The organism is Streptomyces sp. NBC_00212, from assembly GCF_045206365.1.
In the GTDB taxonomy this organism is placed as follows: domain Bacteria; phylum Actinomycetota; class Actinomycetes; order Streptomycetales; family Streptomycetaceae; genus Streptomyces.
The window spans coordinates 860,392-883,398 of sequence record NZ_CP108115.1 but is presented as its reverse complement, the minus strand read 5'-3'; the positions used below and the strand labels follow the sequence as shown (position 1 = coordinate 883,398).

The following is a 23,007-nucleotide window of genomic DNA, read 5'->3' as shown; positions in this document are numbered from 1 at the left end:
CGTCAATGGTCCAGACAACTCGGCTTTCCGGGACGTATCCGGTTTTCGGCCACGTGAGCGAAACATTCACTCGAATAAGGGCCGTGGACGTTCGATCCCGGACACACGAAACCGGCCGACCCGGGGGGCTGGGCCGACCGGCATCCGTGGGCCGCGGACAGGCGCGGCCGAGGGTTGGTCAGTGAGCGCCGGCGGGGGCGGGCGTGGCGCAGTTGACGTGCATCGTCGGGGAGTTGAAGACGCCGTCCTTGTGGCTCTGGCTGTTGTTGTACTCGTAGTAGACGTACGAGTAGAACGCGATGTCGCCGTTGCAGCCGGAGGCCGCGGCTATCTGCACCGGGATGGTGACGGTGCGGCTGGTGCCCGGCGCGACCGGGACCGAGTAGTTCACGCCGAGCGTGGTGGTGCCGGCACCGGTGCAGGTGACACCGGTGCCGGAACACGAGGCGAGCGCGTACTTGAGGTCGGTGCGCTGGGTGGTCTGCCAGGTCGGCTGGACCGACTGGTAGACGAACCACACGTCGGTGGTCTGGTTGTTCGTGAAGGTCATCTTCAGGTTGACCGTGCCGCCGGGGCTCGCCGCCGTCTGGTCGGCGCTGAAGCTGACATCGGCGGGGACGTCGGCGCTGGCGGACTGGCTCACGCCGAAGAGGGCGAGGGAGGAGGCGAGGGCCGCTGCGAGGCCGAAACGCCTCAGGTGTGTGATTCGCATGAGGACGGAGAGTAGGAGGAAGCACACGCAACGTCCGCCGGATCACCACATTGTGGAGCACCCCCTGGCTCGAACCCTGCGGGCGTGAACTGGCCGTGAATTGGCGCCAGTTGGCGTCTTGACCGCACATGACACACAGCGTGGAGAGCCGCGACAGGTGTGCGGGGACAGGCGGCTGACCGGTAACCGACACCCCCGGTCGGACCCAGCAATGGCGCATTCCGCCCCGGACAACGGCGCGGCCCCCTCCCCTTGGGCGGGGTGGGGGCCGTGATGAGTGGGAGAACCGGGGTTACTTCTGCTGCGCCGCCTCGACCGACTTGCGGACCTCGTCCATGTCCAGGCCGCGGGCCTGGCCGATGACGTCCTCCAGGGCCGCCTCGGGCAGCGCGCCGGGCTGGGCGAAGACCGCCACGTTGTCGCGGACGATCATCAGCGTCGGGATCGACCGGATGTCGAAGGCCTGCGCCAGCTCCTGCTGGGCCTCCGTGTCCACCTTCGCGAAGACCAGGTCGTCGTGGCGCTCGGACGCGGCCTCGTACACCGGGGCGAACTGACGGCACGGGCCGCACCAGGAGGCCCAGAAGTCGATCAGTACGAATCCGTTCTCGGACACGACCGAGTCGAAGTTCTCTTTGGTCAGCTCGACAGTCGCCATCACACACACCTCTTCCCGGCCCCGGGGGTGGGACCGCCTCGCACAACCGCGTGCGCCGCCGCGGTATTCCGTCCTTGGCGTGTGCCCCTGTGGCCACGGAGTACACCGCACACCAGACTGTGCCTATGACCGAAGCCGAGGAATACGACGTGGTGGTGCTGGGTGCGGGACCGGTCGGCGAGAACGTCGCCGACCGGGTGCGGGCGGCCGGCCTGAGCTGCGCGGTGGTGGAGAGCGAGCTGGTCGGCGGCGAGTGCTCGTACTGGGCCTGCATGCCCAGCAAGGCGCTGCTCCGCCCGGTCGTCGCCCGCGCCGAGGCGCGCCGGGTGCCGGGACTGCGCCAGTCGGTGCAGGGCCCGCTCGACGCCCGGGCGGTGCTCGCCCACCGCGACGAGTACACCTCCCACTGGAAGGACGACGGCCAGGTCGCCTGGCTCGACGGCATCGGCGCCCACCTCTACCGAGGCCACGGCCGCCTGTACGGCACCCGCAAGGTCAGCGTCACCAGCCCCGAGGGCGAGCACCACGTCCTCACGGCCCGGCACGCCGTCGCCGTGTGCACCGGCAGCCGCGCCCAGCTGCCGGACCTGCCCGGCCTGGCCGACGTGAACCCGTGGACCAGCCGCGAGGCCACCAGCGCCCAGGAGGTGCCGGGCCGGCTCGTGGTCGTCGGCGGGGGAGTGGTGGCCGCCGAGATGGCCACCGCCTGGCAGGCGCTCGGCGCCCAGGTCACCGTGCTGGTGCGGGGCGAGGGGCTGCTGCCGAGGATGGAGCCCTTCGCGGGCGAGCTGGTCGCCGACGCGCTGCGCGAGGCGGGCGCCGAGCTGCGCACCCACACCTCGGTCACCGACGTCGTACGCAATGTGGCGACCGGCGCGGTGACCGTGTCGGTGCGCGGCCCCCAGGGAGACGAACGCCTGGAGGCCGACGAGATCCTCTTCGCCACCGGCCGCGCACCCCGCACCGACGACATCGGCCTGGAGACCATCGGCCTCGACCCCGGCGCCTGGCTGCCCGTCGACGACTCGTGCCGCGTCGAGGGCAGCGACTGGCTGTACGGGGTCGGCGACGTGAACCACCGTGCGCTCCTCACCCACCAGGGCAAGTACCAGGCCAGGATCGCCGGGGCGGCCATCGCCGTGCGCGCCGCCGGGACGCCGGTCCTGGAGAGCGACCGCTGGGGCGCCCACAATGCGACCGCCGACCACGTGGCCGTCCCCCAGGTCGTCTTCACCGACCCGGAGGCCGCTTCGGCCGGGCTGACTCTGGCCGAGGCGGAGGCCACGGGCCGCCGGGTGCGCTGCGTCGACTACGACATGAGCGGCGTCGCGGGCGCCGGCCTCTACGGCGACGGCTACACGGGCCGGGCCCGCATGATCGTCGACGAGGACCGGGGCGTCCTGCTCGGCGTCACCTTCGTCGGGCCCGGCGTCGGCGAGCTGATCCACTCGGCGACGGTAGCCATCGCGGGCGAGGTCCCCGTGGAGCGGCTGTGGCACGCGGTCCCGTCGTACCCGACGATCAGCGAGGTGTGGCTGCGCCTCCTGGAGACGTACCGGGGCTGAAGCACGCTTACCCGGCGAACGCGTCGACGCCGGTGAGCTCGGCCGACAGCGCCCACAGCCGGGCCGCCTGCTCGCGGTCGGTCGCGTGGGGGCGGACGCCGCTGGTGAGCGCGTCGTGGTCGAGCTCGCCGTCGACGGCGCCGACCGCGCCCGGCGCCGCGTGCTCCGCGATGTCGCAGTCCTCGCAGTAGACGCCGCCCAGGCCCGCGAGCTGCGCGGAGGTCGCCGCCCAGACCTGGGTGGCCGCGCCCTGCTCCGGGGTCTTGAAGTCGAACGACCAGTTGCCCTGCGCGTCCACCCAGCCCGCGGCGATCCGCTCCTCGGCCGAGACATGGCGCACCAGCGGGGTGTGGATCTCGCCGGGGTGCACCGAGAACGCCCGCACGCCCGCGTCCCGGCCCAGCGCGTCGAGGTGCACGGCGAACAGCGTGTTGCCGGTCTTCGCCTGCCCGTACGCCTGCCACTTGTCGTAGCCGCGGTCGAAGTGCGGGTCGTCCCAGCGGATGGCGGAGAGCTGGTGGCCCCGCGAGGAGACCGCCACGACGCGGGCGCCGCCGCCCGCGGCGAGAGCTGGCCACAGCCGGTTGACCAGCGCGTAGTGCCCGAGGTGGTTGGTCGCGAACTGGGACTCCCAGCCCGGCCCGACCCGGGTCTCCGGGCAGGCCATGACGCCTGCGCTGTTGATCAGGATGTCGATGGAGCGCCCGGAGTCCAGGAACCGGTCGGCGAAGGCGCGCACGCTGTCGAGGTCGGCGAGGTCCAGCGTGTCGACCTCGACACCGGCGATCCCGGCCATGGCCGCCTCGGCTACGTCGAGCCGCCGGGCGGGGACCACGACGCGGGCGCCCGCCCCGGCGAGCGCGCGGGTCGTCGCCAGGCCGATCCCCGAGTAGCCGCCCGTGACGACCGCGAGCTTCCCGGTGAGGTCGGTCCCGGCCAGTACGTCCGCGGTGGTGCTCCGAGCCCCGAAGCCCGATCCGATCTTGTGCTGAGGGGTGTGCTGTTCTGAAGTCGTCATGGTGACGAACTTAGGAGTTGAAGTGCACTCTCAGTCAACTCCATTGCTCCGTACGGTGCTTGGCGTCAGTGGCCCTCCAAGTCGCTCTCCGGCTCCGGCGCCTCCTTGGGCTCGGGCGCGATCCCCCGAGCGGCCGGGTCGGCCGCGACCGGCTGCCACACGAGCGGCCAGCGGCGCTGGACGAGGGCCGCGATCAGGCCGGCGACGATGCCGGTGATCATGGGCTCGCCGTGGCCGTCGCCGAGCAGCAGCAGGACCGCGCCGTCGACGACGATCGCGGCGGCCAGCAGGTAGTGGCGCCCGCCGGGGCGGATGAGCAGGGCGAGCCCGGCGATGCTGGTGGCGAGCCGGAAGGTCAGGCCAGAGTTTCCGCCGCCGGGAGGCCCGTGGACCAGGAAGGTGTCGACGCTGAATACCAGCATGAGGGCCGGGACGAACGCGAGCAGCATGCGGGTGCCCCACACGCGCTCGGCGGCGAAGCCGATGAGGGCGAGCACGAAGAGGTTGAAGGCGGTTCCGCCGACCCCGCCGTCCTGCACCATGAACGAGGTGTACACCCGCCACCACTGGCCGTGGTCGATGATCAGGTCGGAGTCGCGGTGCAGGTTGTCGTAGATCCCCGGGAACGCGAACTGGAGCAGGGAGGGGATCGCCACCAGCAGCCAGAGCCCGATGGCCACCTTCGGCGGCCTGCGCAGGCTGAACGTCCGCTGCGGCAGCCCGTCCATGACCTTCATGACCAGGACGATCATTAAGACGTACAGAGCGGGCGACAGAAAATGGTCGGTCATGACCCTTATCTACCCCGTGTCCCCCCTGTCCTCCCGACACCACGCGGTATCGGCCACGCCTCCCTCACGCCTCGGACACCCGCTGCGGTGCGGGGCGTCCGCCCTCAACGGGGCTGCGGGGCCCGCGAATTCGGCCTGATCCCGCCGCGAGGGCGAGCGTGACGGTGATCGATGCCGCGGCCGACACCGCCATGGCCGTCCCGGGCGAGGTGCGCTGGGCGACCGCGCCCGCGAGGGCCGCGCCGACGCCCTGGAAGGCGAGCATCCCGCAGGAATGCAGCCCGAGAGCCTGGCCCGTCATGCCCTCCGGGGCCAGCGCCACGAGCCGTTCCTGCTGAAGCAGGCTCGCCGCGTATCCGACGGAGGCCAGCGACACGGCCGCGACGGCGAGCGGCAGGGGCGGGTGCACGGCGAGTGCCGGGTAAGGGGCGGCGAGCAGCAGCAGAAGGGGAACGGGAAGCCGGCGGCGCCAACTCGCCCTCAGGAACCGGCCGGTGACGGTGTCTCCGGCCAGCATGCCGACGGCCGCCGCGGCGAACAGCAGGCCCGCGTGATCGGGCGCGTAGGGCACGAAGAGGGACTCGCAGCCGACGATCAGGCCGTTCGGCACCCACAGGCCCAGATAGAGGAGGCGGCGCGAACTCGACGCCCACAGGCGGGAGTTGACGCGCCAGGTCTCGGCTGCCGACGGGCGCCCCGAGGCCCGGGGCGGCCGACGGGCGAGCCGCAGGCGGGCCACGGCCGCGGCGATCACGTACAGGACCGCACCCGCGAGCAGGGCGCCGCGCGGGGAGAGCGCGGTCACCAGCACGCCGCCGACGGCGAACCCGCAGATCTGCAGGGCGCCCGCGCTCATGTTGAGCACCGAGCGGCCCAGGAGATAGCGCTCCCTCGGCAGGATCTCGTCGAGCAGCCCGTAGCGCACCCCGCCGCCGACCGAGGCGACCAGGCCCTGACAGAGCAGGACCGCGAAGACGGCGCCGACGGGCAGGCCCGGGACGGCGAGCAGGGCGGTGCTCGCGGCGAAGGCCAGCGCGATCGCGGTCGTCGCGGCGCGCGGCGGCAGCCGGTCGGCCGCCGACATCAACAGGCTCGCGCCGATCACCTGGGTGAACGAGGCGCCGAACATGCTGAGCGCGGACAGGAGCGGGGAGGCGGTCGCCGCGTAGACGAGGGTGGCGAGCGCCAGGCCGCTCACCGTCGCCGCGGCGACCTGGGCGCAGGAGACGAGGAAGAAGGGGGTGAACTCCGGTGTGCGCAGGAGCTCCCGGTAGGTGGTGGGCATGGCGGGGAGTCTCCGGGGCCGCGCGGCGCGGGCGTTACTGTTTCGCGGGGAGGCGAAACCATGGGGTGGTGGCAGGTCGGCGCGGACACGCTCGCGGGCAGCCGGTTCGTCGTCTCGCCGCTGGCCGAGACCACGGCGACCCTCTTCGCGCTGCTCGCCCCGACGGCCCGCCACCCGGGCGAGCGGGCCTGGCTCGATGCCCAACTGCCCGCGTTCCAGGCCTTGTTGGCGTCCGACCCGGTCACGGCCCAGCTCGTACGTGCCGTGCGCAGCGCCCGCTGGACCGCGGACTACCTCGTGCCCACGCCGACCGGCGACGGCGAGCGGTCCTTCTCCGAGGAACTGGCGGAGATCCGCGAAACCCCGGCCGCGACCGTGCACGCCGATCTGGCCGAGACGATCGGCGGCCCGCTCCCTGCGATGCTGCGCCGCGCGGATCTGGCGCACCGTACGGCGGACCTCCTGGAGTGGCTGTGGACGAACGTGGTGCTCCCGGACTGGCCGCGCCGGCGCCGGGTCATGGAGGCCGACATCATCGCGCGCACCGGGCAGCTGGGCCGGGGCGGCTGGGCCGCGGTGCTCGACGACATGCGGCCCGGGATGCGCTGGCTCGGCGAGAGCCGCCTCCAGATCAACGTGTACGACCATCCGCCCCAGGACATCTCGGCGGCCCGGCTCCTGTTCCTGCCGGTCACCCCACGCCCGTGCTGGGTGACCTGGGACGACCGGGGTCACTACGCCGTCGTGTACTCCTGCACGGGCGCGCTCGCCGAAGCGGGCCGGACGGCGGCGCCCCGGGCCCTGGGCGTGCTGCTCGGACCGGCCCGCGCGGGGGTGCTCGTGATGCTCGACGCCCCGAAGAGCACGAGCCACCTGGTGGCGCTGACCGGCCAGGGCCTCGGCTCGGTGGGCCGGCACCTCAAGGTCCTGCTCGACGCCGGCCTGGTGGGGCGGCGCCGCTCGGGCCGGTCGGTCCTCTACTACCGGACCCCGGCCGGGGACGTCCTGGTCTCGGCTCCGGGCGGCCGGGGATGAGGTGGACGGGCTCGTGAGTAATACTCTCCCCATGAATTCACGTGTTACGGATCGGGAGAGCGGGGAGAGCGGGGTGAGCGTCCGGCGGGCGACCGCGCGCGACGCCAAGCGACTGACCCGCCTGGTGCGCACCTCCAGCGCCTACGAGGGCCCGTACGCGCCGATGATCGCCGGGTACCGGGTGGGCCCGGACTACATCGAGACCCATGAGGTCCACGTCGCCGTCGGGCCGGACGGCCGGGTGCTCGGCTTCTACGCGCTGATCCTGAGCCCGCCCGAGCTGGACCTGATGTTCGTCGCGGACGACGCCCAGGGCCTCGGCATCGGCCGCCTCCTCATGGCCCACATGAAGCGCGAGGCTCACGAGGCCGGGCTCGACAGCGTACGGATCGTCTCGCATCCGCCCGCCGAGGGCTTCTACCTCGGCGTGGGGGCGAGGCGGACCGGCACCGTGACGGCCAACCCGCCCGCCGTGATGTGGGACCGTCCGGAGCTCGAACTCCCCATCTCCTGACGGTAGTTGTGCGTTGGGGCTGCGTCGCGTGCGATGCCGGCGAGGTGTCCGCGGCGTCGCTGTCCGGCGGCCGCCCGCCATCCGGGCCGGATGAAACCCCATCACTTCGCTCGGTGAGCGCGAGTCCGGAGCGGCCGGAAGGTAATCCGGTCGCCTGACCCCGGTCGATATGTGAGATAAGCCCGCTTAGGTTGTGAATCGGCATGGCAGACCGCTCACGGCTGCCGCCCGCGGAGGAGCGATACCTCCGTGCGATGGGGCCGCGAGGTCCCGAGAAGGCCGAGATGAGGGCGACATGGCGCACAGGGCGGGACGGCCGGAGGGCAGCGGCGTTCAGGGCGAGGGGAACGGACCGGACGCGGCGGCTCCCCCCGGCGCGGCAGCGGCCGGCCGACGACGCCGGGGGCCGGGGAGGCCCCGGGGTGCCCTGACGTCACATCCGCTCAAACGCCGCAAGCTCGCCACGCGCGGCGCACTCGCGGTGGGCCTGCTGTGCGTCGGCGCGGTCGGCTACTCGGTGGGGGAGGCGCTGACCTACCCCGGCGACGACAGCACGGCGGCCCGCCTGGCCGGCTGGGCCCGCGAGCACGAGCTGGGCGCGGTCGTCGACAAGCTGGAGAACCTGCAGTACGAACTCGACCCGCCCCAGGTCGGCGGGTCCCTGCCGAGCGAGGCGCTGGCCCGCATGAAGGCGACGGCCCCGGCGGTGCCGGTCCACCATCAGGAAGTGCCGCTGCGTGCCTCGATGCCGCCGCTGGTCACCCCGGCCCTGCCGGGCGAGGGCGTGTGGCGGGTGCTGAGCACGGCGCACGGCGAACCCGTGGTGCAGGGCACCTACGTACGGCCCGACAGCGACCACACCTCCTACCAGGCGGCCGTCGCCTGGATCAGCGGCAAGAAGGCGCGCTTCGAACTGCACCCCGGAGTGCGCGAGCCGGGCGGCGCCTTCTCCGTGCCGCCCAACATTCCGGAGGGCAAGCGCACCGGTCTCCTCGCCACCTGGAACGGCGGCTTCAAGGTCACCGACGGCGGCTCGCGCGGCGGCTTCTACCTCAAGGGCGAGACGGCGGGGGACCTGCGCGACGGCGCGGCGTCGGAGGTCTTCTACAAGGACGGCTCGATCGGGATCGGCAAGTGGGGCCGCGACATGCGGATGACGCGCGACGTGGTCGGCGTGCGGCAGTGCCTGGAGCTCATGGTCGACAACGGCAGGGTCGTGCCGGAGATCGACATCGACTCCAAGTGGGGCGCCACCGACCAGAGCCGGATGTTCGTCGAGCGCTCGGGGGTCGGGGTGACCGCGCAGGGTGACGTCATCATGGTCGTCGGCCAGGCCCTCACCGCCCGCACGCTGGCCGAACTCATGCATCAGGCGGGCGCGGTGCGCGCGATGCCGCTCGACATGAACCGCGCCTGGCCCTCCTTCATGAGCTACGACCCCACACAGAACCCGGCCGACCCGAAGCCCACCAACATCCTCGACTTCGAGAACCCGCCGGAGCGGTACTACAACCAGGCGACCAGGGACTTCGTCGCCGTATACGCGAAGTGACCGGGGCGCTATTTGCGCGGATGTGCAAATAGGCGTACGGTCGTCCGGTAGCCACGAGGAGCACGGGAAGGGGGTGAGGGCATGGAGCGAAGTCGCAGCAGTGCGGGCCGGCATCGGCCGCGCGACCCCCTGTCCCCACACCCCTCCGGCCCGCGGTAGCGCCTTCCTCGGCGCGCCGCGGGGCCGGTGCGTCCGGCCGGATCCCGGCCGGGTGAGAGGAGCTCCCATGTCCACCCTCACCACCTTCGACTTCGCTCTGCGGCTCGCCGTCGGCGTCGGCTGCGGCGCCCTGATAGGCATCGAGCGCCAATGGCGCGCCCGCACCGCGGGGCTGCGCACCAACGCCCTCGTCGTCGCCGGGGCCACCCTGTTCGTCCTCTACAGCGAGGCGGTCGGCGACGAGAGCAGCCCCACCCGGGTCGCCTCCTACGTCGTCTCCGGCATCGGGTTCCTCGGCGGCGGCGTCATCCTGCGCGACGGAGCCTCCGTGCACGGCCTCAACACCGCGGCCACGCTGTGGTGTTCGGCCGCACTCGGGGTGCTCGCCGCCTCGGGCCGGATCGACCTCGCGCTGCTCGGCACCGCCACCGTGCTCGCCGTACACCTGCTGCTGCGACCGGCCGGGCGGCTGATCGACCGCGCGCCCGCGCCCCGGCACGACCCCGAAACCTCCGAGGTCGAGGACGTACGCGACGAGGTGCGCGCGACGATTCCGTGCGACCGGCCGGTCGCCGACAGGCCGTCCGTCAGGTTGCCGGCACGCCGACCTGGGACCAGGCCTTGAGCACCGCCTGAATCTCGTCGCCGTCGCCGAACAGGCTGCGCGCGGACGCCGCGGTCAGCCGCGCGAAGTCGGCGAACTGGGCGTTCGCGCCGAGCTCGCCGCCGGTGAGCGTGGCGTACCAGATCTTCCCGGCCCGCTCCCAGGCGTTGCCGCCCAACGCCGTGGCCAGCAGGTAGAAGGCGTGGTTGGGGATGCCCGAGTTGATGTGCACCCCGCCGTTGTCGCGGCTCGTGCGCACGTAGTCGTCCATGGTGGCCGGCTGCGGGTCCTTGCCGAGCTGCGGGTCGTCGTACGCCGTGCCGGGGGCCTTCATCGAGCGCAGCGCCTCGCCGTGGATGCGCGGGCCGAGCAGCCCGGCGCCGATCAGCCAGTCCGCCTGGTCGGCGCTCTGGCTCAGGGCGTACTGCTTGATGAGCGAGCCGAACACGTCGGAGACGGATTCGTTGAGCGCGCCCGACTGGCCGAAGTAGTCCAGGTTCGCGGTGTACTGCGTGACCCCGTGGGTCAGTTCGTGGCCGATGACGTCGACCGGCAGCGTGAAGTCGAGGAAGAGCTCCCCGTCGCCGTCGCCGAACACCATCTGCTCGCCGTTCCAGAAGGCGTTGTCGTACTTGTCGCCGTAGTGCACGCTCGCGATCAGCGGCAGTCCGGAGTCGTCGATGGAGTGGCGCCCGTACGCCTTCAGATACAACTCGAACGTGGCACCGAGGCCGGCGTGCGCCCGGTTGACGGTGGCGTCGGCCGAGGGCTGGTCGCTCTCGACGTGCACCTTCGTGCCGGGCAGCGTCTCCTGGTGCCCGGCGTCGTAGATGGTGCGCTCGGGCTTGTCGGACGGGGTGCCGGTGGGTGCGGCGGCGCCGCGAACGGTGGTGATCCGGCGCTGGGTACGCAGCTGGGCGTCGTGCTCCAGGGTGCGGCGCGCGGGCCCGTACACGGCGGGGTCCTCGGCCTGGGCGAGCCGGTCGAGGACGTGGGGAGGTACGACGTGGCAGATGGCGGGTTTGTTCATGGGCAGCAATGTGGCACGGAGTGATTGAACTGTCACCCGGCGCAGTCGAGTTGGCTGGAATGTGCCGTCCGGCGGGTGCCTCTGGTCTATGGGGCGGGGCCGTGTTACCGGCTCCGCCGGGTGGGGCGCTCGCGTGGCCGGGTGCTCGGTCGGCTCGGTCAGGGGGTCGGATCGTCCTGCGGGGTGTCCTTGTGGGTCGCTGCCAGATAGCCGACCAGGGCTGCGATCGGGATGACCAGGGCCAGGGTCACCGGGCCCGTGCCCCAGCCCAGGCCCGCCCGGGTGGTCGGGACGCCCATCCAGTCGGCGAAGGACGCACCGAGAGGCCTGGTCAGGACGTACGCCCACCAGAACGCGGCCACCGCGTTGAGGCCGAGATAGCGGCCGGACAGGGCGGGCACGGCGATCAGGGCGGTGAAGAGGAGGCCCGACGCGAGGTACCCGAGCTTCAGCGTGCCCGCCGTGAGGTCGCCGACCGCGGTGCCCAGGGCGAAGGTGGCGAGCACGGTGGCCCAGTAGAAGACCTCGCGGCGGCGGGTGCGGATGCTGTGGATCGACAGCGTCCGCTCACTGACGTACCAGGCGGTCAGAACGGCGGCGAGCGCCAGGGTGAAGGCCGTCGCGGAGACCGTGTAGGGGATGCCGGCCACGACGTGGACGACGTCGGCGGCCATCGTGCCGAACACGCTGACCATGACGATCGCCGACCAGTACGTCCAGGGCCGGTATCGGTCGCTCCGGAACTGTGCCACCAGTGCGACCACCAGACCCGTGAGCCCGAGGGCTCCGGCGGGAACGGGCCCCAGTGTGCGCCCCAGGTAGTCCGAGGCGGTCTCGCCCATGCCGGTCGTCAGCACCTTGACGATCCAGAAGACGGCCGTGACGGCGGGGACCTTGCTCAGGCCGGAGCCGGTCGGGGATGTCGCCCAGTGGGGGTGTTCCTCCGGTACGGGCCTCGTCGTCGCCTCGCTGCTCGGCTGCCCCATGGTCGTTCCTGCCCTCCCGGCGCGGCCGCGCCCAGCCCCAACTGCCCCTGATTCAGGCATGGTTGAGCCAATGAGTCCGACCTGGCGGTGATTGCCGCCAAGTGAATGTCTACGGGACTGTAGACGATTGACCTGTGGGATCGGCGGGGAGGGGTCGTCCGCCGCTTGCGGGGCGTGTGCGACGGTATGGAAGCGGGAGGTCCGGATCGGTCGGCCACCTGGGCCTCCTCGCGCCTTGGGGACCCCTTGACTACACCCGTGTAGACGGCTCACAGGCTCTTTGATTAAGGTATGCCTTCGCTAACTGAGGCGAGGCACGCCTTTGCAGGGCTGGGGAGAACGGCATGTGGGACGACGCGTTTCCAAGCTTCTTGATCGGATTGAGGGAGGGGCTTGAGGCAGGGCTGATCGTCTCGATCCTGGTCGCCACGCTCGTGCGCGCCGGGGCCAAGTCCCGCCTGCCGCAGGTGTGGACGGGAGTGCTCGCGGCGGTAGCCCTGGCGATGAGCTTCGGCGCGGTGCTCACCTTCACCGCCGCCAGCATGTCCGGAACCGCCCAGGAGGCGTTCGGCGGCACGCTCAGCGTGATCGCCGTCGCGTTCGTCACGGCGATGGTGTTCTGGATGCGCCGCTCCGCGCGCAGCCTCTCCGGCGAGATCAAGGAGAAGGTCACCGGGGCGCTCGCCATGGGCGCCGGCATGCTCGTCGCCACCTCGTTCCTCGCGGTGGGCCGCGAGGGCCTGGAGACCGCCCTGTTCCTGTGGACCACGGCCCGCGCGGCCGGCGAGTCCACGGGCCCGATGATCGGCGCCGGCATCGGCATCGTCATCGCCACCGGGCTCTGCTGGGGCCTGTACCGCCGGGTCCTGAAGATCAACCTCACGAAGTTCTTCACCGCCACCGGCGCCGTCCTCATCGTCATAGCCGCCGGAGTGCTCGGCTACGGCCTGCGCGACCTCCAGGAAGGCGGGGTGCTGCCCGGCAAGTCCGCGTACGCCGTGGATCTGAGTCAGAGCATCGACCCGGGCTCCTGGTACAGCACCCTCGTCCAGGGCGTGTTCAACCTGACGCCGACGATGACGTGGCTCCAGGTCGTCGCCTATGCCGGCTATCTCGCCGTGGTGATGACCCTGTTCGTACGGGGCGTGCGGACGGTCGCGGTGAAGTCCGCCAAGCCCGTGGAGCCTGCCAAATCGGCAGGGTCGGCCGAGTCCGCCGAACCGGCCGCTGACGGCAAGCCCGCCGAGCCCGGGGCGGCCGCGTCCCGCCGCCCCGCCTGGGTGATCCCGGTCGCCGTGGTCGCCGTCCCCGCGGTCGTCGCGGGTGCGGTCGTCGCCCTCGGCGGTTCCAAGCCGGCCGACGCGCAGACCGTGGCCGTGTCCGAGAAGGACTGCGGCAAGGGCTTCACCGCGCCGAAGCCCGGCCGCCAGACCTTCCAGATGCACAACACCGGCGACAAGGCCTCCGAGGTCTACCTCATCGACCCCGCGAGCAACGCGGTGTACGGCGAGATCGAGGGTCTGGCCCCCGGCACCACCCGCGACCTGGTCGCCACCGTCGCGGGCGGCTCCTACGCCTGGCGCTGCGTGCCCACCGGCGGCAAGGCCGTCACCTCCGCCTCCGTACGCGTCAGTGGCGGCGCCGCGGGCAAGGCGGTCGTGCCGGTCTCCGAGGCCGACCTGGCCGCGCCCCTCACCTCGTACAAGCAGTACGTGAACCAGGGCCTGGCCACCCTGGTCGCCCAGACCAGCCAGCTCAGCGACGACATAGCGGGCGGCAACCTCGACACCGCGCGCACCGACTGGCTCACCGCGCACCGTACGTACGCCTCGCTCGGCGCGGCCTACGGCACCTTCCAGGACTTCGACAAGAAGATCAACGGGCGCACGGCCGGACTCCCGGACGGGGTGAACGACAAGGACTTCACGGGCTTCCACCGGGTCGAGTACGGCCTGTGGCACGGCCAGTCGGCGAGCGACCTCGCCGCGCCCGCCGCCCGCCTCGCCGACGATGTGACGGGCCTCCAAAAGGCGTTCCCCACCCAGGACTTCGACCCGGCGGACCTGCCGCTGCGCACCCACGAGATCCTGGAGAACACCCTCCAGTTCGAGCTGACCGGCGACGCCGACCAGGGCAGCGGAACCACGCTCGCCACCGCCGACGCCAACCTCGCCGGAACGCGCGAACTCCTCGGCGTGCTGCGCCCCCTGCTCGCCTCCCGGGACGCTCAGCTGCTCCCCAGGGTCGACGCCGACATCGACCGCGTACAGAAACTGCTCGACTCGGCCCACCACGACCAGAGCTGGACGCCCGTCGACAAGCTGGACGCCGCCGGCCGCGCCCGCCTGAACGGCGCGACCGGCCAGCTCCTTGAGGACCTGGCCCCGGTGCCGGACCTCCTGGAGATCCGGAAGTCCGCCTGATGCCCGCCGAACGACCTGCCGCACGCCCCGAAGGGAACCCCGACATGCCCGCCGAAACCCCTGCCCCGCAAGGCGGCTGCCCCGCCGGACGGCGCTCGTTCGTCAAGACGGCCCTGGGCGCGGGCGCGGCCGGTGCCGTCCTGGCCGGCGGGGGATTCGCGCTGAGCCAGGCCGGTACCGGCGAGGCACACGCGGCCGGCACCGCCGACTCGGGGAAGGTGCCCTTCCACGGCGCCCACCAGGCCGGCATCGTCACGCCGCAGCCCGCGGCCGCCACCTTCGCCTCCCTCGACGTCATCGCCGACAGCCGGGGCGACCTCGCCGACCTGCTGCGCACCATCACCGAACGGGCCCGCTTCCTGACCGCGGGCGGCGCCCCCGCCGACCTCGGCGTCGGCGCCCCGCCGTCCGACAACGGCATCCTCGGCCCGGAGGTCCCCGCCGACGCGCTGACCGTCACGGTCGGCGTCGGCGCCTCGCTCTTCGACGACCGGTACGGACTCGCCAAGGCCAAGCCGGTCCGTCTCACGCCCATGCGGACCTTCCCCAACGACAACCTGAAGGCCGCCGAATGCCACGGCGACCTCTCGCTCCAGATCTGCGGCGCCCGCCAGGACGTGGTCCTGCACGCGCTGCGCGACATCGCCCGGCACACCCGCGGCGCCATGCAGATCAAGTGGCGCATCGACGGCTTCCAGAACGCGCCGCGCCCCACCGGGGCCCAGCGCAACCTGCTCGGCTTCAAGGACGGCATCGTCAACCCGGACGTGAAGTCCGCGCGCGAGACCGACCGGCTGATCTGGGTCGGCGACACGCTGGGCGAGCCGTCCTGGGCGGTCGGCGGCAGCTACCAGGTCATCCGCGTGATCCGCATGCTCGTCGAGTTCTGGGACCGGGTCTCGCTCACCGAGCAGGAGAAGATGTTCGGCCGCCGCAAGGACACCGGCGCCCCGCTGGACGGCGCGGTCGAGACCGACAGCCCCAACTACGCCAAGGACCCGCAGGGCAACGCGATCCCGATGGACGCGCACATCCGCCTCGCCAACCCCAGGACCCCCCAGACCGACAACACCCGCATCCTGCGCCGGGGTTACAACTACGACCGGGGCATCGACAACGTCGGCAACCTCGACATGGGCCTGGTCTTCTGCAGCTACCAGCAGGACGTCAAGCGGCAGTTCGAGGCGACCCAGGAACGCCTCATCGACGAGCCGCTCGTCGACTACATCTCCCCGACCGGCGGCGGCTACTTCTTCGCGCTGCCGGGCGTGAAGGACTCCTCGGACTGGCTGGGGCGGGGGCTGCTCGCGACCTGAGGCTCAGCCCTCGTGGTGGTGATGATGGAGACGCCCGGCCGCGTACGCGTGGCCGGGCGAGGCCGTGTCGAAGAGCTGGTCCATGTCGTCGGCGGACAGCGCCAGGCTGGAACAGCAGATCACCATCAGCAGCGCGTGTGCCACGACCAGATCGCGGCGCAGGGGCGGCGGCGGAGCGAGCAGCGCCCGTACGCGCTGCGGGAGCGGGCCGCCGGTCGCGGCCAGCGAGCGTCGCGGGGCCCGCTTGGCCGCGAGGGCTGCCCGGGCCACCGCCCGCGCCACCAGCGACCGGTCGCCGACCAGCGTCCCGGCCTCCTCGTCCGCCCAGCGCTCCACCGCGAAACCCCCGGCCCGCGCCACCGGCCGCAGCATCGGATTGAGCGCCGCCGCCAGACGCAGCACCAGCAGGAACAGATGGTGGCGGTGGCGCAGATGGGCCCGCTCGTGGGCGAGCAGCGCGGAGCGTTCGTCGGCGGACAGGGCCCGCAGCATCCCGGACGAGATGACCACCCGCCCGGGCGAACCCGGCAGCGCGAACGCATGCGGTACCGGATCGTCAACCACCGCCAAATCACTGCCGGTTGGGAGCGCGTCGCACTCCCGTCGGGCAGCCAGCCAGACCGCGCCCTGCCGCCAGGCGCTGACCGCGAGGGCACCCGCACAGCCGACGACGGCCAAGGTGCAGACCGCGGCCACCAGCCAGTTGACCGGGGTGTGCGCGGCCACCAGACCGGGCGACCATTCGCCCTCCGCGGCCACGGCCGGGATCTGCGCGATGAGCGTGAAGGCCATCATGCCGAGCGCGGTCGCCGCGCCGACCGCCGCGACCAGCGAGGCCAGCGTCAAAAGCCAGGCGGCCATGCGCGGCGGCAGCCGGCCGCCGGCCCAGGGCGCCGCGAGCGCGAGCACCGCGCTGACCGCGAGGGGAGTGAAGAGGGCGACGCGCACCGCTCAGCCCTCCTTGTGCCCGCGCAGCAACTGCTCCAGGATCTCTTCGTCCTCGGTGCCGAGTTCGGACACGAACCGGGCGAGCACCGCGGCCCGGTCGCCGCCTTTCTCCAGGAGCGCCCGCATGCCGGCCGCGGCATGCCCGGCCTCGTCCCGTACCGGGGAGTACAAGTAGCCGCGGCCGGCCCGCTCCCGGGTGACCAGGCCCTTCTCGTACAGCCGGGACAGAATGGTCAGGACGGTCGTGTACGCCGGATCACCGGCGACGTGCTCGCGGACCGTGCCGGCCGCCGCTGGTTCGCCGGCCGCCCAGAGCGCGGCGAGCACCTCGTTCTCCAGCTCACCGGGCGCCCGCCGCCCGGCCGTCCCGGCGCCGTCGTTCGCCACGTTCGTACCCCTTTGTTGCCGCGCTGATCCCGGTGGCCACCGGGTGGAGCCCAAGCTACTACGTGGCGTAGAGCCGGTCGCAGCCGTGGTCGCGCAGCGGGCCGGTCCGCCAGCCCCGGGCCCGCCAGGTGTCGAGGAGCGCGGGCAGCGCGGCCAGGGTGGTGCGCCACGAGCCCGTGGCGGAGGTGCAGTCGGAGTCGTGGAGCAGCACCGTGCCGCCGCCGCGCAGCGAGCCCATCACCGTGTCGTGCACCGAGCCCGGTGTGGCCCGGCGGCGCCAGTCCTCGCCCCAGGCCGTCCACAGCACGGGCGTGAGACCGAGGTCCCGGCAGGCGAGATGGGCACCCGTGCTCATCACCCCGTACGGCGGCCGGAAGAGGCGGGGACGCTCGCCGGTGACCTCGCCGACCAGGTCGCGGGCGCGCGCCAGGTCGTCATGGGTGGCGCGCGGGCCGCGAAGGATCAGCGGGCGGTGCGCCCAGCCGTGTACGCCGATCTCGTGCCCGGCCGCGGCCATCTCCTTGGCGAGACCCGGCGAGCGGGCGAGCATCGAGCCGAGCAGGAAGAACGTCGCCCGCACGCCCTCCCGTTCGAGGAGGCGGAGGAAGTGCGGGGTCGACAGGTGATCGGGTCCGTCGTCGAAGGTCAGCGCGATGTGGTCGGGGTGGCCGAGGCCGGCGAGCCGGGGCATGGTGCGGTTGCGCAGCGGGCCGAGGGTGGACACGGCCGGCGCGGCGTGTGCGACGGCGAGCGCGGGCAGCGCCCCGGCGGCCACGATCAGCGCGGCCCTGGTGGTACGTGAGCTCACATCTCGCACCTTTCGAAGAAGCTGTGGGCGAGGTGAGGCAGCCGCCCGCGATCGTTCTCATAGGCATGGGCGAGCGGCGCGCCGATTCCGAGCGAGAGGGTGACGGTCAGGGCAGAAGCAGCCAACTTCCCTCTGTGCCAAGCGAGTTGGGGTTTCACCGTCGGGTTCGCGCGGGGGAGAGCCGCGTCGGCGATGACGTCAGCGGGACCGGGCGCCGTCGCGAAAAGAGCGAGCCCGGCCGCACGCTGGCGCTCCCCGAGCGGCCCTTTGACGAGATCGGAGAGTACGGAGGTGAGGGCTTCCGGCTGCTGTATCCAGGCGGCAAGACCCGCCTCGTCGAGGGCGGCCGCATTGGTCTGCCCATGTCCCGGTATGCACCGGTAACTGGCCACGGGCAGCCCGCTGGCGAACGCTTCGAGCGAGGTGAGGCCACCCGCGTTCTGGACGAGGACGTCGCAGGCACGCATCAGCAGCGGCATGTCCCCGACCCACTCGTGGACGTACCGGAAGCCGTCCGCACGCAACTGCTCGGCCAGCGCCGCGTTGCGCCCGCACACGACGACCGGCTCGGCAGCCGCACTGTCCCGTATCTCCGCGGCGGACTGCCGCACCGGCCCGACGCCCCAGGACCCCGCCACCAGGAGGGCGAGCGCGGCATCGTGGGGGAGCCCGAACCGGTCCCGGGCAACCCGGCGTTCGGCCTCGTCGGCCGCGGTGAAACGGGGCCCGGTCACCGGCCCGGTCACCCTCACACCGGCCGCGCCGAGCGCGGCCGCCTGCGCCGCTGGTACCGGATGCGCGGCGAGGTGCGCGTCGATGCCCGGGGCGACCCACAGGGGGTGCACGGAGAAGTCGGTGAGGTAGGTGAAAGCGGGGACGGCGAGGCGCCCGCCGCGCCGCAGCGCGCCGAGTACCTGGCCGGCGAGCGGATAGGTCGACACGACCGCCCGCGTCTGTGGCCGGATCGTCCGGAGCGTACGTCTCTCGGCGCTGCGCAGCAGGGCGCGGATCGCGGGGCCGGGGGAGCCCGAGCGTTCGGTGGCCGCGTAGATCCGCTGGTAGCCGGACGGTGCACTGGTCAGCAGCCGGTGGTATGCCTCGGACAGGCCCCGGCCGAGCCGGAACGGCAGCAGATCCAGGAAGTCGTGCCGGTCCACCTCGAACCCGGCCGCCTCCAAACGCAGGGCGAGCGCGTCGGCGGCACCGTCGTGCCCCGCGCCCACACTCGCGGAGACGATGGTGATCCGGCCACCGGCGGGGCTGCCGTGAGGCGAGTGGGTGGACTTGGACCGGACGTCATCCGGGATGTCGCGACGGGGCACGGCCGGTCAGCCTCCTGAAGAGCATGCGGAACTCCGCCTCCCGCGGCGCCGCGACAGCGGGCCGGGCGGGGGCTGCCATAAGAACCTACTACACGATGTAGAACATTGGGGAGCGGGTGGTGAGGCATGAGGAGAGCGCGGGGTGAACGGCGTACGGCGGACGTCTCGCGAGTGGGGCGGGGCGGGGTTGGCCGGGCTTGTCGGGGACAGGGCGGGCTTGTCGGCCACGAGGCGCCAACGGCTCCTTCTCGACGCCCGGCTGACCTGCCGAAACACGAAGAGCTGCGGGCCATCGGCGGGACCTGGCAGGGTTGTGCCAGGATCCTGGGGCTCCGTGCCCCGCGAGGGAATAGGTTGACCGCATGAGCAATCTCGATCGCCAGCCCGCGCTTTCCGTCTGCGGCGGACGCGGCTTCGTCGTGGCCGAGCCGGTGCGCGAGCTTCTCTCGCCCCGCACCGTGCAACTCGGCGAGTCCACCGAGGTGCGCAGGCTGCTGCCGAACCTCGGCCGCCGGATGGTCGGCGCCTGGGCGTTCGTCGACCACTACGGCCCCGACGACATCGCCGACGAACCCGGCATGCAGGTGGCGCCCCACCCCCACATGGGCCTGCAGACCGTGAGCTGGCTGCACCAGGGCGAGGTGCTGCACCGCGACAGCCTCGGCAGCCTGCAGACCGTACGCCCCCGGGAGCTCGGCCTGATGACCTCGGGCCGGGCCATCAGCCACTCGGAGGAAACTCCCAAGTCGCACAGCCGCTTCCTGCACGGAGCCCAGCTGTGGGTCGCCCTGCCCGATGCCCACCGCCACGTCGAGCCGCACTTCCAGCACCACGCCGACCTGCCGCACGCCACCGCACCGGGCATCGACGCGACGGTCATCCTGGGCGAACTCGACGGCGCTGCGTCACCGGGCAGCACGTACACCCCGATTGTCGGCGCGGATCTGGCCCTCGCGGCCGGCGCCGAAACGCGACTTCCCCTGAACCCCGACTTCGAGTACGCCGTCCTCGCCATGTCGGGCGAGGGCCACGTGGACGACGTACCGGTCCTCCCCGGCTCCATGCTCTACCTGGGCTGCGGCCGCACCGAACTCCCCCTCCGAGCCGCCTCCGACGCGGCCGTGATGCTGCTGGGCGGCGAGCCGTTCGAGGAGGAGATCGTGATGTGGTGGAACTTCATCGGCCGCTCCAACGAGGACATCCAGCAGGCCCGTTCGGACTGGATGACGGGGTCGCGCTTCGGTGAGGTGAAGGGGTACGACGGGGGGCCGATCCCGGCGCCGGAGCTGCCGGCAGTGCCCCTGAAAGCGCGGGGTCGGGTGCGCTGATCTGCGTTTTTGCGCGATCGGCCTGACCTGCGGGGAAGCGTAGAACTCGGCCCTGGAGGTGACCGATCGACGTTGTGCGGAACCACGGTCTTCCGGTGCGCGGGAGGGGATCTGCCGTCCAGTGTGTGACCTTGTGCGGGAGGGTTCAGTAAACCTAATGTTGACCCAATGCTGACCTTTCTGACGGTGTGTCATGTCGACACCGAGGCCTGTCGCTGCACGTCCAGCGTGTCTAGGGATCGCTCGCGATGAGAACACGCTTGCCCTATTACTGACCCCTGGGTTGGCTGAGGCTGCCAAGGGGTTGCAGCGGGCCCCGGGAGTCGTAGCCGGGCATGTCGCCGAGTGGTCGTTGTAGGTACTCGACAACCCGAGCGGAGCGTGACTCCGTGGCTTGGTCGCACCGGTCGGTACGCTGCGGCACTGCCGATGCCGCCGCGCGGCGCCAGAACTTGTAAGTCCTTCCTGTGGCGCGCGCTGTTGTCGGAGCGTCAGTTCGTCTAGGCATCTACGGGTAGAACTGGCATGGGGTTCAGGCGCGTTGTGTCCTCGTTTGTCAGGCGGTCTGGCCGTGAAGGTTTGGCAGGGTCCTGTGAGAACTTGTGGTGTCAGAGAGGCGTGCCCAGCCGCATGTGAGGCGCTCAACAGGTTGTTCGTCTGCTGGTGGTATACGGCCTGACCTGCTTCTGGCCTGCGGAAACGAGTGGGAGCTCGCGCTGCGGAGCAGAGTTGGTCCGTATATGGTCCGGATCTTGCTGTGGTGTCCGCGAGCAGGGGCTTTCCCCTCGCTCCTACACGCCGGCCGGTGCGGATCACCTTTCGATGCGGTCGACGCCGTCGGCTTTGCTGTGGCGCAGGGCGGTCTTGAAGTTCTGCTCCAAGGTTCCGGTCATGCGGGTCATGAGCGGCTCGTTGAGGTGGCCCAGGTCGATGTTGAGCAGATCGCGAGGGGACGGCTGGCGTAGCCGGGTCAGGGTGTAGGCCGACATGGACGCCAGCGGGTAGAGCCAGTTTTCTAGGGTTTCCCCGAGCAGTGGGCGGTCTTCGGCGTACTGGGTGAGGAAGTCGCGAAGCCGAGTGTGGACGTCGAGGCAGAGCCGGTAGATGTCGAGGTCGTGCCGGGTCGAGAAGATCTGGGCGAGGTGCATCTGCCCGTACAAGGGCACCGCCGAGTACTGGTCGTGGAGCGGCGAGGCCGAGGTGCGCTCTCGACGCGGTGACCCGGGCGGTCCGCGTGGGCTCTATGCCGCGTCGTACATCGTCTTGATCGCGCTCCGGAAAGCGGGACGGTCGCCGAGCCGTCGCACGTAGTCCCCGAGCCGAGGGGATGCACACCTCAGCTCGTCCCGGTCGAGGCGGACGAGCGCCACCCACACGTCCACGTCCGCGGCAGTCAACTCCGTTCCCAGTGCGTAGGGGTGGCGGGCGAGGCCGCGGTCCAGCAGGGCCAGTGCCGCCTGTCGCGCCGAGGGTCGCGCGGCCGGAGTGACGTCCCGGTCCAGCAGGGTGCTGAGGGCTTCGATGTCCGCGACGAGGCGCGGCGGCCGGAGAGGCGCGTGCTGGGCGCCTTCCTCACCGGCGAGGGAGCCCGCCAGGTCGCGGAGGATGTCGGGGGTGTGGTTGCTGACGATCCGTCCGCTCCAGCGGTCGCGCAGCGCGGGCGCCGCCAGGGGTCCGTCGAAGTGGTGGACCGTGGTCTCGTACGCGCGGTGCAGTTCGGCGTAGCCGTCGGGGGTCGCGGCAAGGGAGGTCAGGAGCGTCGTGGCGACCGACTGGCGCAGGCCGAGCAGGTCGAGGGTGATCGAGATGCGCAGCGAGCGGGGACAACTCGCGCACAGAAACAGGTCGTAGCGCCGGGGCGCGGGATAGAAGCCGCTGGCCGCGCCGACGCCGATCCGGCTGCGGAAACGACGGGGCTGAGGGGGTGCCGTGATCGTCCTGGATCGCGGACCCGGAGCGGGCGCCGGCGGCTGGCAGCCGGTGGAGGCGGCTGTGCGGGAACTGCGGGAAACTGTCTCGGGCATGACTCTCCCTGGGAATGAGATGCCACTACGGCTTTGCGGGCATGAGCGGCCGGATGGGATGCGGGGGCGGCTGCGCTGACAGGCGACCGTCCGGATCGTGCGGAATCAGACCCGGTCGATCGCAGATCAAACGCAGATCAAACGCGGATCAGTAAGCGCTGGAGATGCGCTGGAGATCGATGTGCAGGCGCCTGGTCAAGCCGCTCCTGGGCATGTCCACCCGCCTCACTCCCGGGGCTCGCGAGACGCGAGACCACGCTTGCCCCGCCGTGCCGACGGAACCCGGTCGTCACCCGGGGCACCCCGTCGCGGCGGAAGGGTTGCCTGTCAGCGGGCCGGGGCCGATGACCACTGAAGCGGGCAAACCGCGGTGTGGGCGCTGACAATCGTGACCGTCGACGCCAGTCTGAGCGGGCTTCGTTGCGCCGTCAAGAAGCCTGGGCGAGCGGTCTCATCTGGTGGTCCGGTGCGTTGACATTCCCCTCGGCGCCTGGCTACGTTCCGCGAACGACGTGCGGCCCCCGGGCCCGGAGAAGTGACGG

General features: G+C 71.8%; 20 protein-coding genes, 1 pseudogene and 1 riboswitch. Of the genes and pseudogenes, 8 read left to right on the top strand and 13 right to left on the bottom strand.

Annotation, left to right across the window (positions count from 1 at the left end; all coding sequences use genetic code 11):
* Positions 1 to 178: 178 nt before the first annotated feature.
* Together OHA17_RS04140 and trxA are read right to left on the bottom strand one after the other, a co-directional pair.
* Positions 179 to 712 (bottom strand): hypothetical protein, encoded by a 534-nt coding sequence (locus OHA17_RS04140; protein WP_406504129.1) that lies wholly within the window; start codon positions 710 to 712, stop codon positions 179 to 181.
* A gap of 292 nt (positions 713 to 1,004) precedes the next feature.
* A complete protein-coding gene (gene trxA / locus OHA17_RS04135; protein ID WP_053725340.1) occupies positions 1,005 to 1,370 on the bottom strand; it encodes a thioredoxin in 366 nt (121 codons plus the stop codon).
* Between the two features lie 125 nt (positions 1,371 to 1,495).
* Here trxA and OHA17_RS04130 point away from each other — a divergent pair, with 125 nt between their 5' ends.
* Positions 1,496 to 2,935, top strand: a complete 1,440-nt coding sequence (locus tag OHA17_RS04130; protein WP_406504127.1) for a dihydrolipoyl dehydrogenase family protein — start codon at positions 1,496 to 1,498, stop codon at positions 2,933 to 2,935.
* 7 nt (positions 2,936 to 2,942) lie between these two features.
* On the opposite strand, the gene OHA17_RS04125 is transcribed toward OHA17_RS04130, so the two are convergent.
* From OHA17_RS04125 to OHA17_RS04115, 3 genes are all read right to left on the bottom strand, one after another.
* A complete protein-coding gene (locus OHA17_RS04125) occupies positions 2,943 to 3,953 on the bottom strand; it encodes an SDR family NAD(P)-dependent oxidoreductase (protein WP_406504125.1) in 1,011 nt (336 codons plus the stop codon).
* A gap of 65 nt (positions 3,954 to 4,018) precedes the next feature.
* On the bottom strand, positions 4,019 to 4,744 hold the full coding sequence (locus OHA17_RS04120) for a hypothetical protein (protein WP_406504124.1): 726 nt from the start codon (positions 4,742 to 4,744) through the stop codon (positions 4,019 to 4,021).
* A 64-nt stretch (positions 4,745 to 4,808) separates the two neighbouring features.
* Positions 4,809 to 6,029: an MFS transporter gene (locus OHA17_RS04115; protein WP_406504122.1), complete on the bottom strand. Its 1,221-nt coding sequence runs from the start codon at positions 6,027 to 6,029 to the stop codon at positions 4,809 to 4,811.
* Positions 6,030 to 6,089: 60 nt separating this feature from the next.
* Here OHA17_RS04115 and OHA17_RS04110 point away from each other — a divergent pair, with 60 nt between their 5' ends.
* The 4 genes and pseudogenes from OHA17_RS04110 to OHA17_RS04095 form a co-directional block, all read left to right on the top strand.
* Entirely contained in the window at positions 6,090 to 7,064 is a 975-nt protein-coding gene (locus tag OHA17_RS04110; protein ID WP_406504120.1) for a transcriptional regulator, read from the top strand.
* A 31-nt stretch (positions 7,065 to 7,095) separates the two neighbouring features.
* Positions 7,096 to 7,578 carry a GNAT family N-acetyltransferase gene (locus OHA17_RS04105; RefSeq protein ID WP_406504118.1) on the top strand — a complete coding sequence of 161 codons (483 nt, stop codon included), beginning with the start codon at positions 7,096 to 7,098 and terminating at the stop codon, positions 7,576 to 7,578.
* A 295-nt stretch (positions 7,579 to 7,873) separates the two neighbouring features.
* Complete coding sequence (locus tag OHA17_RS04100; protein WP_406504116.1) at positions 7,874 to 9,130, top strand: phosphodiester glycosidase family protein; 1,257 nt, start codon at positions 7,874 to 7,876, stop codon at positions 9,128 to 9,130.
* 226 nt (positions 9,131 to 9,356) lie between these two features.
* A pseudogene (locus OHA17_RS04095) lies at positions 9,357 to 9,854 on the top strand (MgtC/SapB family protein); the annotation flags it as partial.
* A 22-nt stretch (positions 9,855 to 9,876) separates the two neighbouring features.
* On the opposite strand, the gene OHA17_RS04090 reads toward OHA17_RS04095, so the two are convergent.
* Together OHA17_RS04090 and OHA17_RS04085 are read right to left on the bottom strand one after the other, a co-directional pair.
* Positions 9,877 to 10,923: a M4 family metallopeptidase gene (locus tag OHA17_RS04090; protein WP_406504114.1), complete on the bottom strand. Its 1,047-nt coding sequence runs from the start codon at positions 10,921 to 10,923 to the stop codon at positions 9,877 to 9,879.
* A gap of 158 nt (positions 10,924 to 11,081) precedes the next feature.
* On the bottom strand, positions 11,082 to 11,909 hold the full coding sequence (locus OHA17_RS04085; RefSeq protein ID WP_406504112.1) for a hypothetical protein: 828 nt from the start codon (positions 11,907 to 11,909) through the stop codon (positions 11,082 to 11,084).
* A gap of 344 nt (positions 11,910 to 12,253) precedes the next feature.
* On the opposite strand from OHA17_RS04085, the gene efeU reads away from it, so the two are divergent.
* Both efeU and efeB read left to right on the top strand, forming a co-directional pair.
* Complete coding sequence (gene efeU / locus OHA17_RS04080) at positions 12,254 to 14,332, top strand: iron uptake transporter permease EfeU (protein ID WP_406504110.1); 2,079 nt, start codon at positions 12,254 to 12,256, stop codon at positions 14,330 to 14,332.
* A 44-nt stretch (positions 14,333 to 14,376) separates the two neighbouring features.
* Positions 14,377 to 15,648 (top strand): iron uptake transporter deferrochelatase/peroxidase subunit, encoded by a 1,272-nt coding sequence (gene efeB, locus OHA17_RS04075; RefSeq protein WP_406504108.1) that lies wholly within the window; start codon positions 14,377 to 14,379, stop codon positions 15,646 to 15,648.
* Positions 15,649 to 15,651: 3 nt separating this feature from the next.
* Here the strand turns inward: efeB and OHA17_RS04070 are convergent, their stop codons facing one another.
* From OHA17_RS04070 to OHA17_RS04055, 4 genes are read right to left on the bottom strand one after another with little or no spacing between them, the layout of a single operon-like run.
* Positions 15,652 to 16,596 carry a M56 family metallopeptidase gene (locus OHA17_RS04070; RefSeq protein WP_406504106.1) on the bottom strand — a complete coding sequence of 315 codons (945 nt, stop codon included), beginning with the start codon at positions 16,594 to 16,596 and terminating at the stop codon, positions 15,652 to 15,654.
* Between the two features lie 3 nt (positions 16,597 to 16,599).
* Entirely contained in the window at positions 16,600 to 16,983 is a 384-nt protein-coding gene (locus OHA17_RS04065) for a BlaI/MecI/CopY family transcriptional regulator (protein WP_406504104.1), read from the bottom strand.
* A 58-nt stretch (positions 16,984 to 17,041) separates the two neighbouring features.
* Positions 17,042 to 17,791, bottom strand: a complete 750-nt coding sequence (locus tag OHA17_RS04060; RefSeq protein ID WP_406504102.1) for a polysaccharide deacetylase family protein — start codon at positions 17,789 to 17,791, stop codon at positions 17,042 to 17,044.
* Entirely contained in the window at positions 17,788 to 19,113 is a 1,326-nt protein-coding gene (locus tag OHA17_RS04055) for an MGDG synthase family glycosyltransferase (protein WP_406504100.1), read from the bottom strand. The genes OHA17_RS04060 and OHA17_RS04055 overlap by 4 nt, the downstream gene beginning before the upstream one ends.
* Before the next feature lie 362 nt (positions 19,114 to 19,475).
* On the opposite strand from OHA17_RS04055, the gene OHA17_RS04050 reads away from it, so the two are divergent.
* Positions 19,476 to 20,441, top strand: coding sequence for a pirin family protein (locus tag OHA17_RS04050; RefSeq protein ID WP_406504098.1), 966 nt, complete (start codon positions 19,476 to 19,478; stop codon positions 20,439 to 20,441).
* Positions 20,442 to 21,253: 812 nt separating this feature from the next.
* On the opposite strand, the gene OHA17_RS04045 is transcribed toward OHA17_RS04050, so the two are convergent.
* Positions 21,254 to 21,607: a hypothetical protein gene (locus OHA17_RS04045; RefSeq protein WP_406504096.1), complete on the bottom strand. Its 354-nt coding sequence runs from the start codon at positions 21,605 to 21,607 to the stop codon at positions 21,254 to 21,256.
* A 75-nt stretch (positions 21,608 to 21,682) separates the two neighbouring features.
* The gene (locus tag OHA17_RS04040) at positions 21,683 to 22,465 is read right to left on the bottom strand and encodes a glutathione S-transferase family protein (RefSeq protein ID WP_406504094.1); all 783 of its coding nucleotides are present in this window, start codon (positions 22,463 to 22,465) and stop codon (positions 21,683 to 21,685) included.
* Positions 22,466 to 22,715: 250 nt separating this feature from the next.
* A riboswitch (SAM riboswitch) is annotated at positions 22,716 to 22,859 on the bottom strand.
* Positions 22,860 to 23,007: the final 148 nt, after the last annotated feature.

Excerpts from the sequence above, each read along its gene's own strand:
- OHA17_RS04140 (WP_406504129.1), bottom strand. The coding sequence starts at position 712 with ATGCGAATCACACACCTGAGGCGTTTCGGCCTCGCAGCGGCCCTCGCC.
- trxA (WP_053725340.1), bottom strand. The coding sequence starts at position 1,370 with ATGGCGACTGTCGAGCTGACCAAAGAGAACTTCGACTCGGTCGTGTCC.
- OHA17_RS04130 (WP_406504127.1), top strand. The coding sequence starts at position 1,496 with ATGACCGAAGCCGAGGAATACGACGTGGTGGTGCTGGGTGCGGGACCG.
- OHA17_RS04125 (WP_406504125.1), bottom strand. The coding sequence starts at position 3,953 with ATGACGACTTCAGAACAGCACACCCCTCAGCACAAGATCGGATCGGGC.
- OHA17_RS04120 (WP_406504124.1), bottom strand. The coding sequence starts at position 4,744 with ATGACCGACCATTTTCTGTCGCCCGCTCTGTACGTCTTAATGATCGTC.
- OHA17_RS04115 (WP_406504122.1), bottom strand. The coding sequence starts at position 6,029 with ATGCCCACCACCTACCGGGAGCTCCTGCGCACACCGGAGTTCACCCCC.
- OHA17_RS04110 (WP_406504120.1), top strand. The coding sequence starts at position 6,090 with ATGGGGTGGTGGCAGGTCGGCGCGGACACGCTCGCGGGCAGCCGGTTC.
- OHA17_RS04105 (WP_406504118.1), top strand. The coding sequence starts at position 7,096 with ATGAATTCACGTGTTACGGATCGGGAGAGCGGGGAGAGCGGGGTGAGC.
- OHA17_RS04100 (WP_406504116.1), top strand. The coding sequence starts at position 7,874 with ATGGCGCACAGGGCGGGACGGCCGGAGGGCAGCGGCGTTCAGGGCGAG.
- OHA17_RS04090 (WP_406504114.1), bottom strand. The coding sequence starts at position 10,923 with ATGAACAAACCCGCCATCTGCCACGTCGTACCTCCCCACGTCCTCGAC.
- OHA17_RS04085 (WP_406504112.1), bottom strand. The coding sequence starts at position 11,909 with ATGGGGCAGCCGAGCAGCGAGGCGACGACGAGGCCCGTACCGGAGGAA.
- efeU (WP_406504110.1), top strand. The coding sequence starts at position 12,254 with ATGTGGGACGACGCGTTTCCAAGCTTCTTGATCGGATTGAGGGAGGGG.
- efeB (WP_406504108.1), top strand. The coding sequence starts at position 14,377 with ATGCCCGCCGAAACCCCTGCCCCGCAAGGCGGCTGCCCCGCCGGACGG.
- OHA17_RS04050 (WP_406504098.1), top strand. The coding sequence starts at position 19,476 with ATGAGCAATCTCGATCGCCAGCCCGCGCTTTCCGTCTGCGGCGGACGC.
- OHA17_RS04040 (WP_406504094.1), bottom strand. The coding sequence starts at position 22,465 with ATGCCCGAGACAGTTTCCCGCAGTTCCCGCACAGCCGCCTCCACCGGC.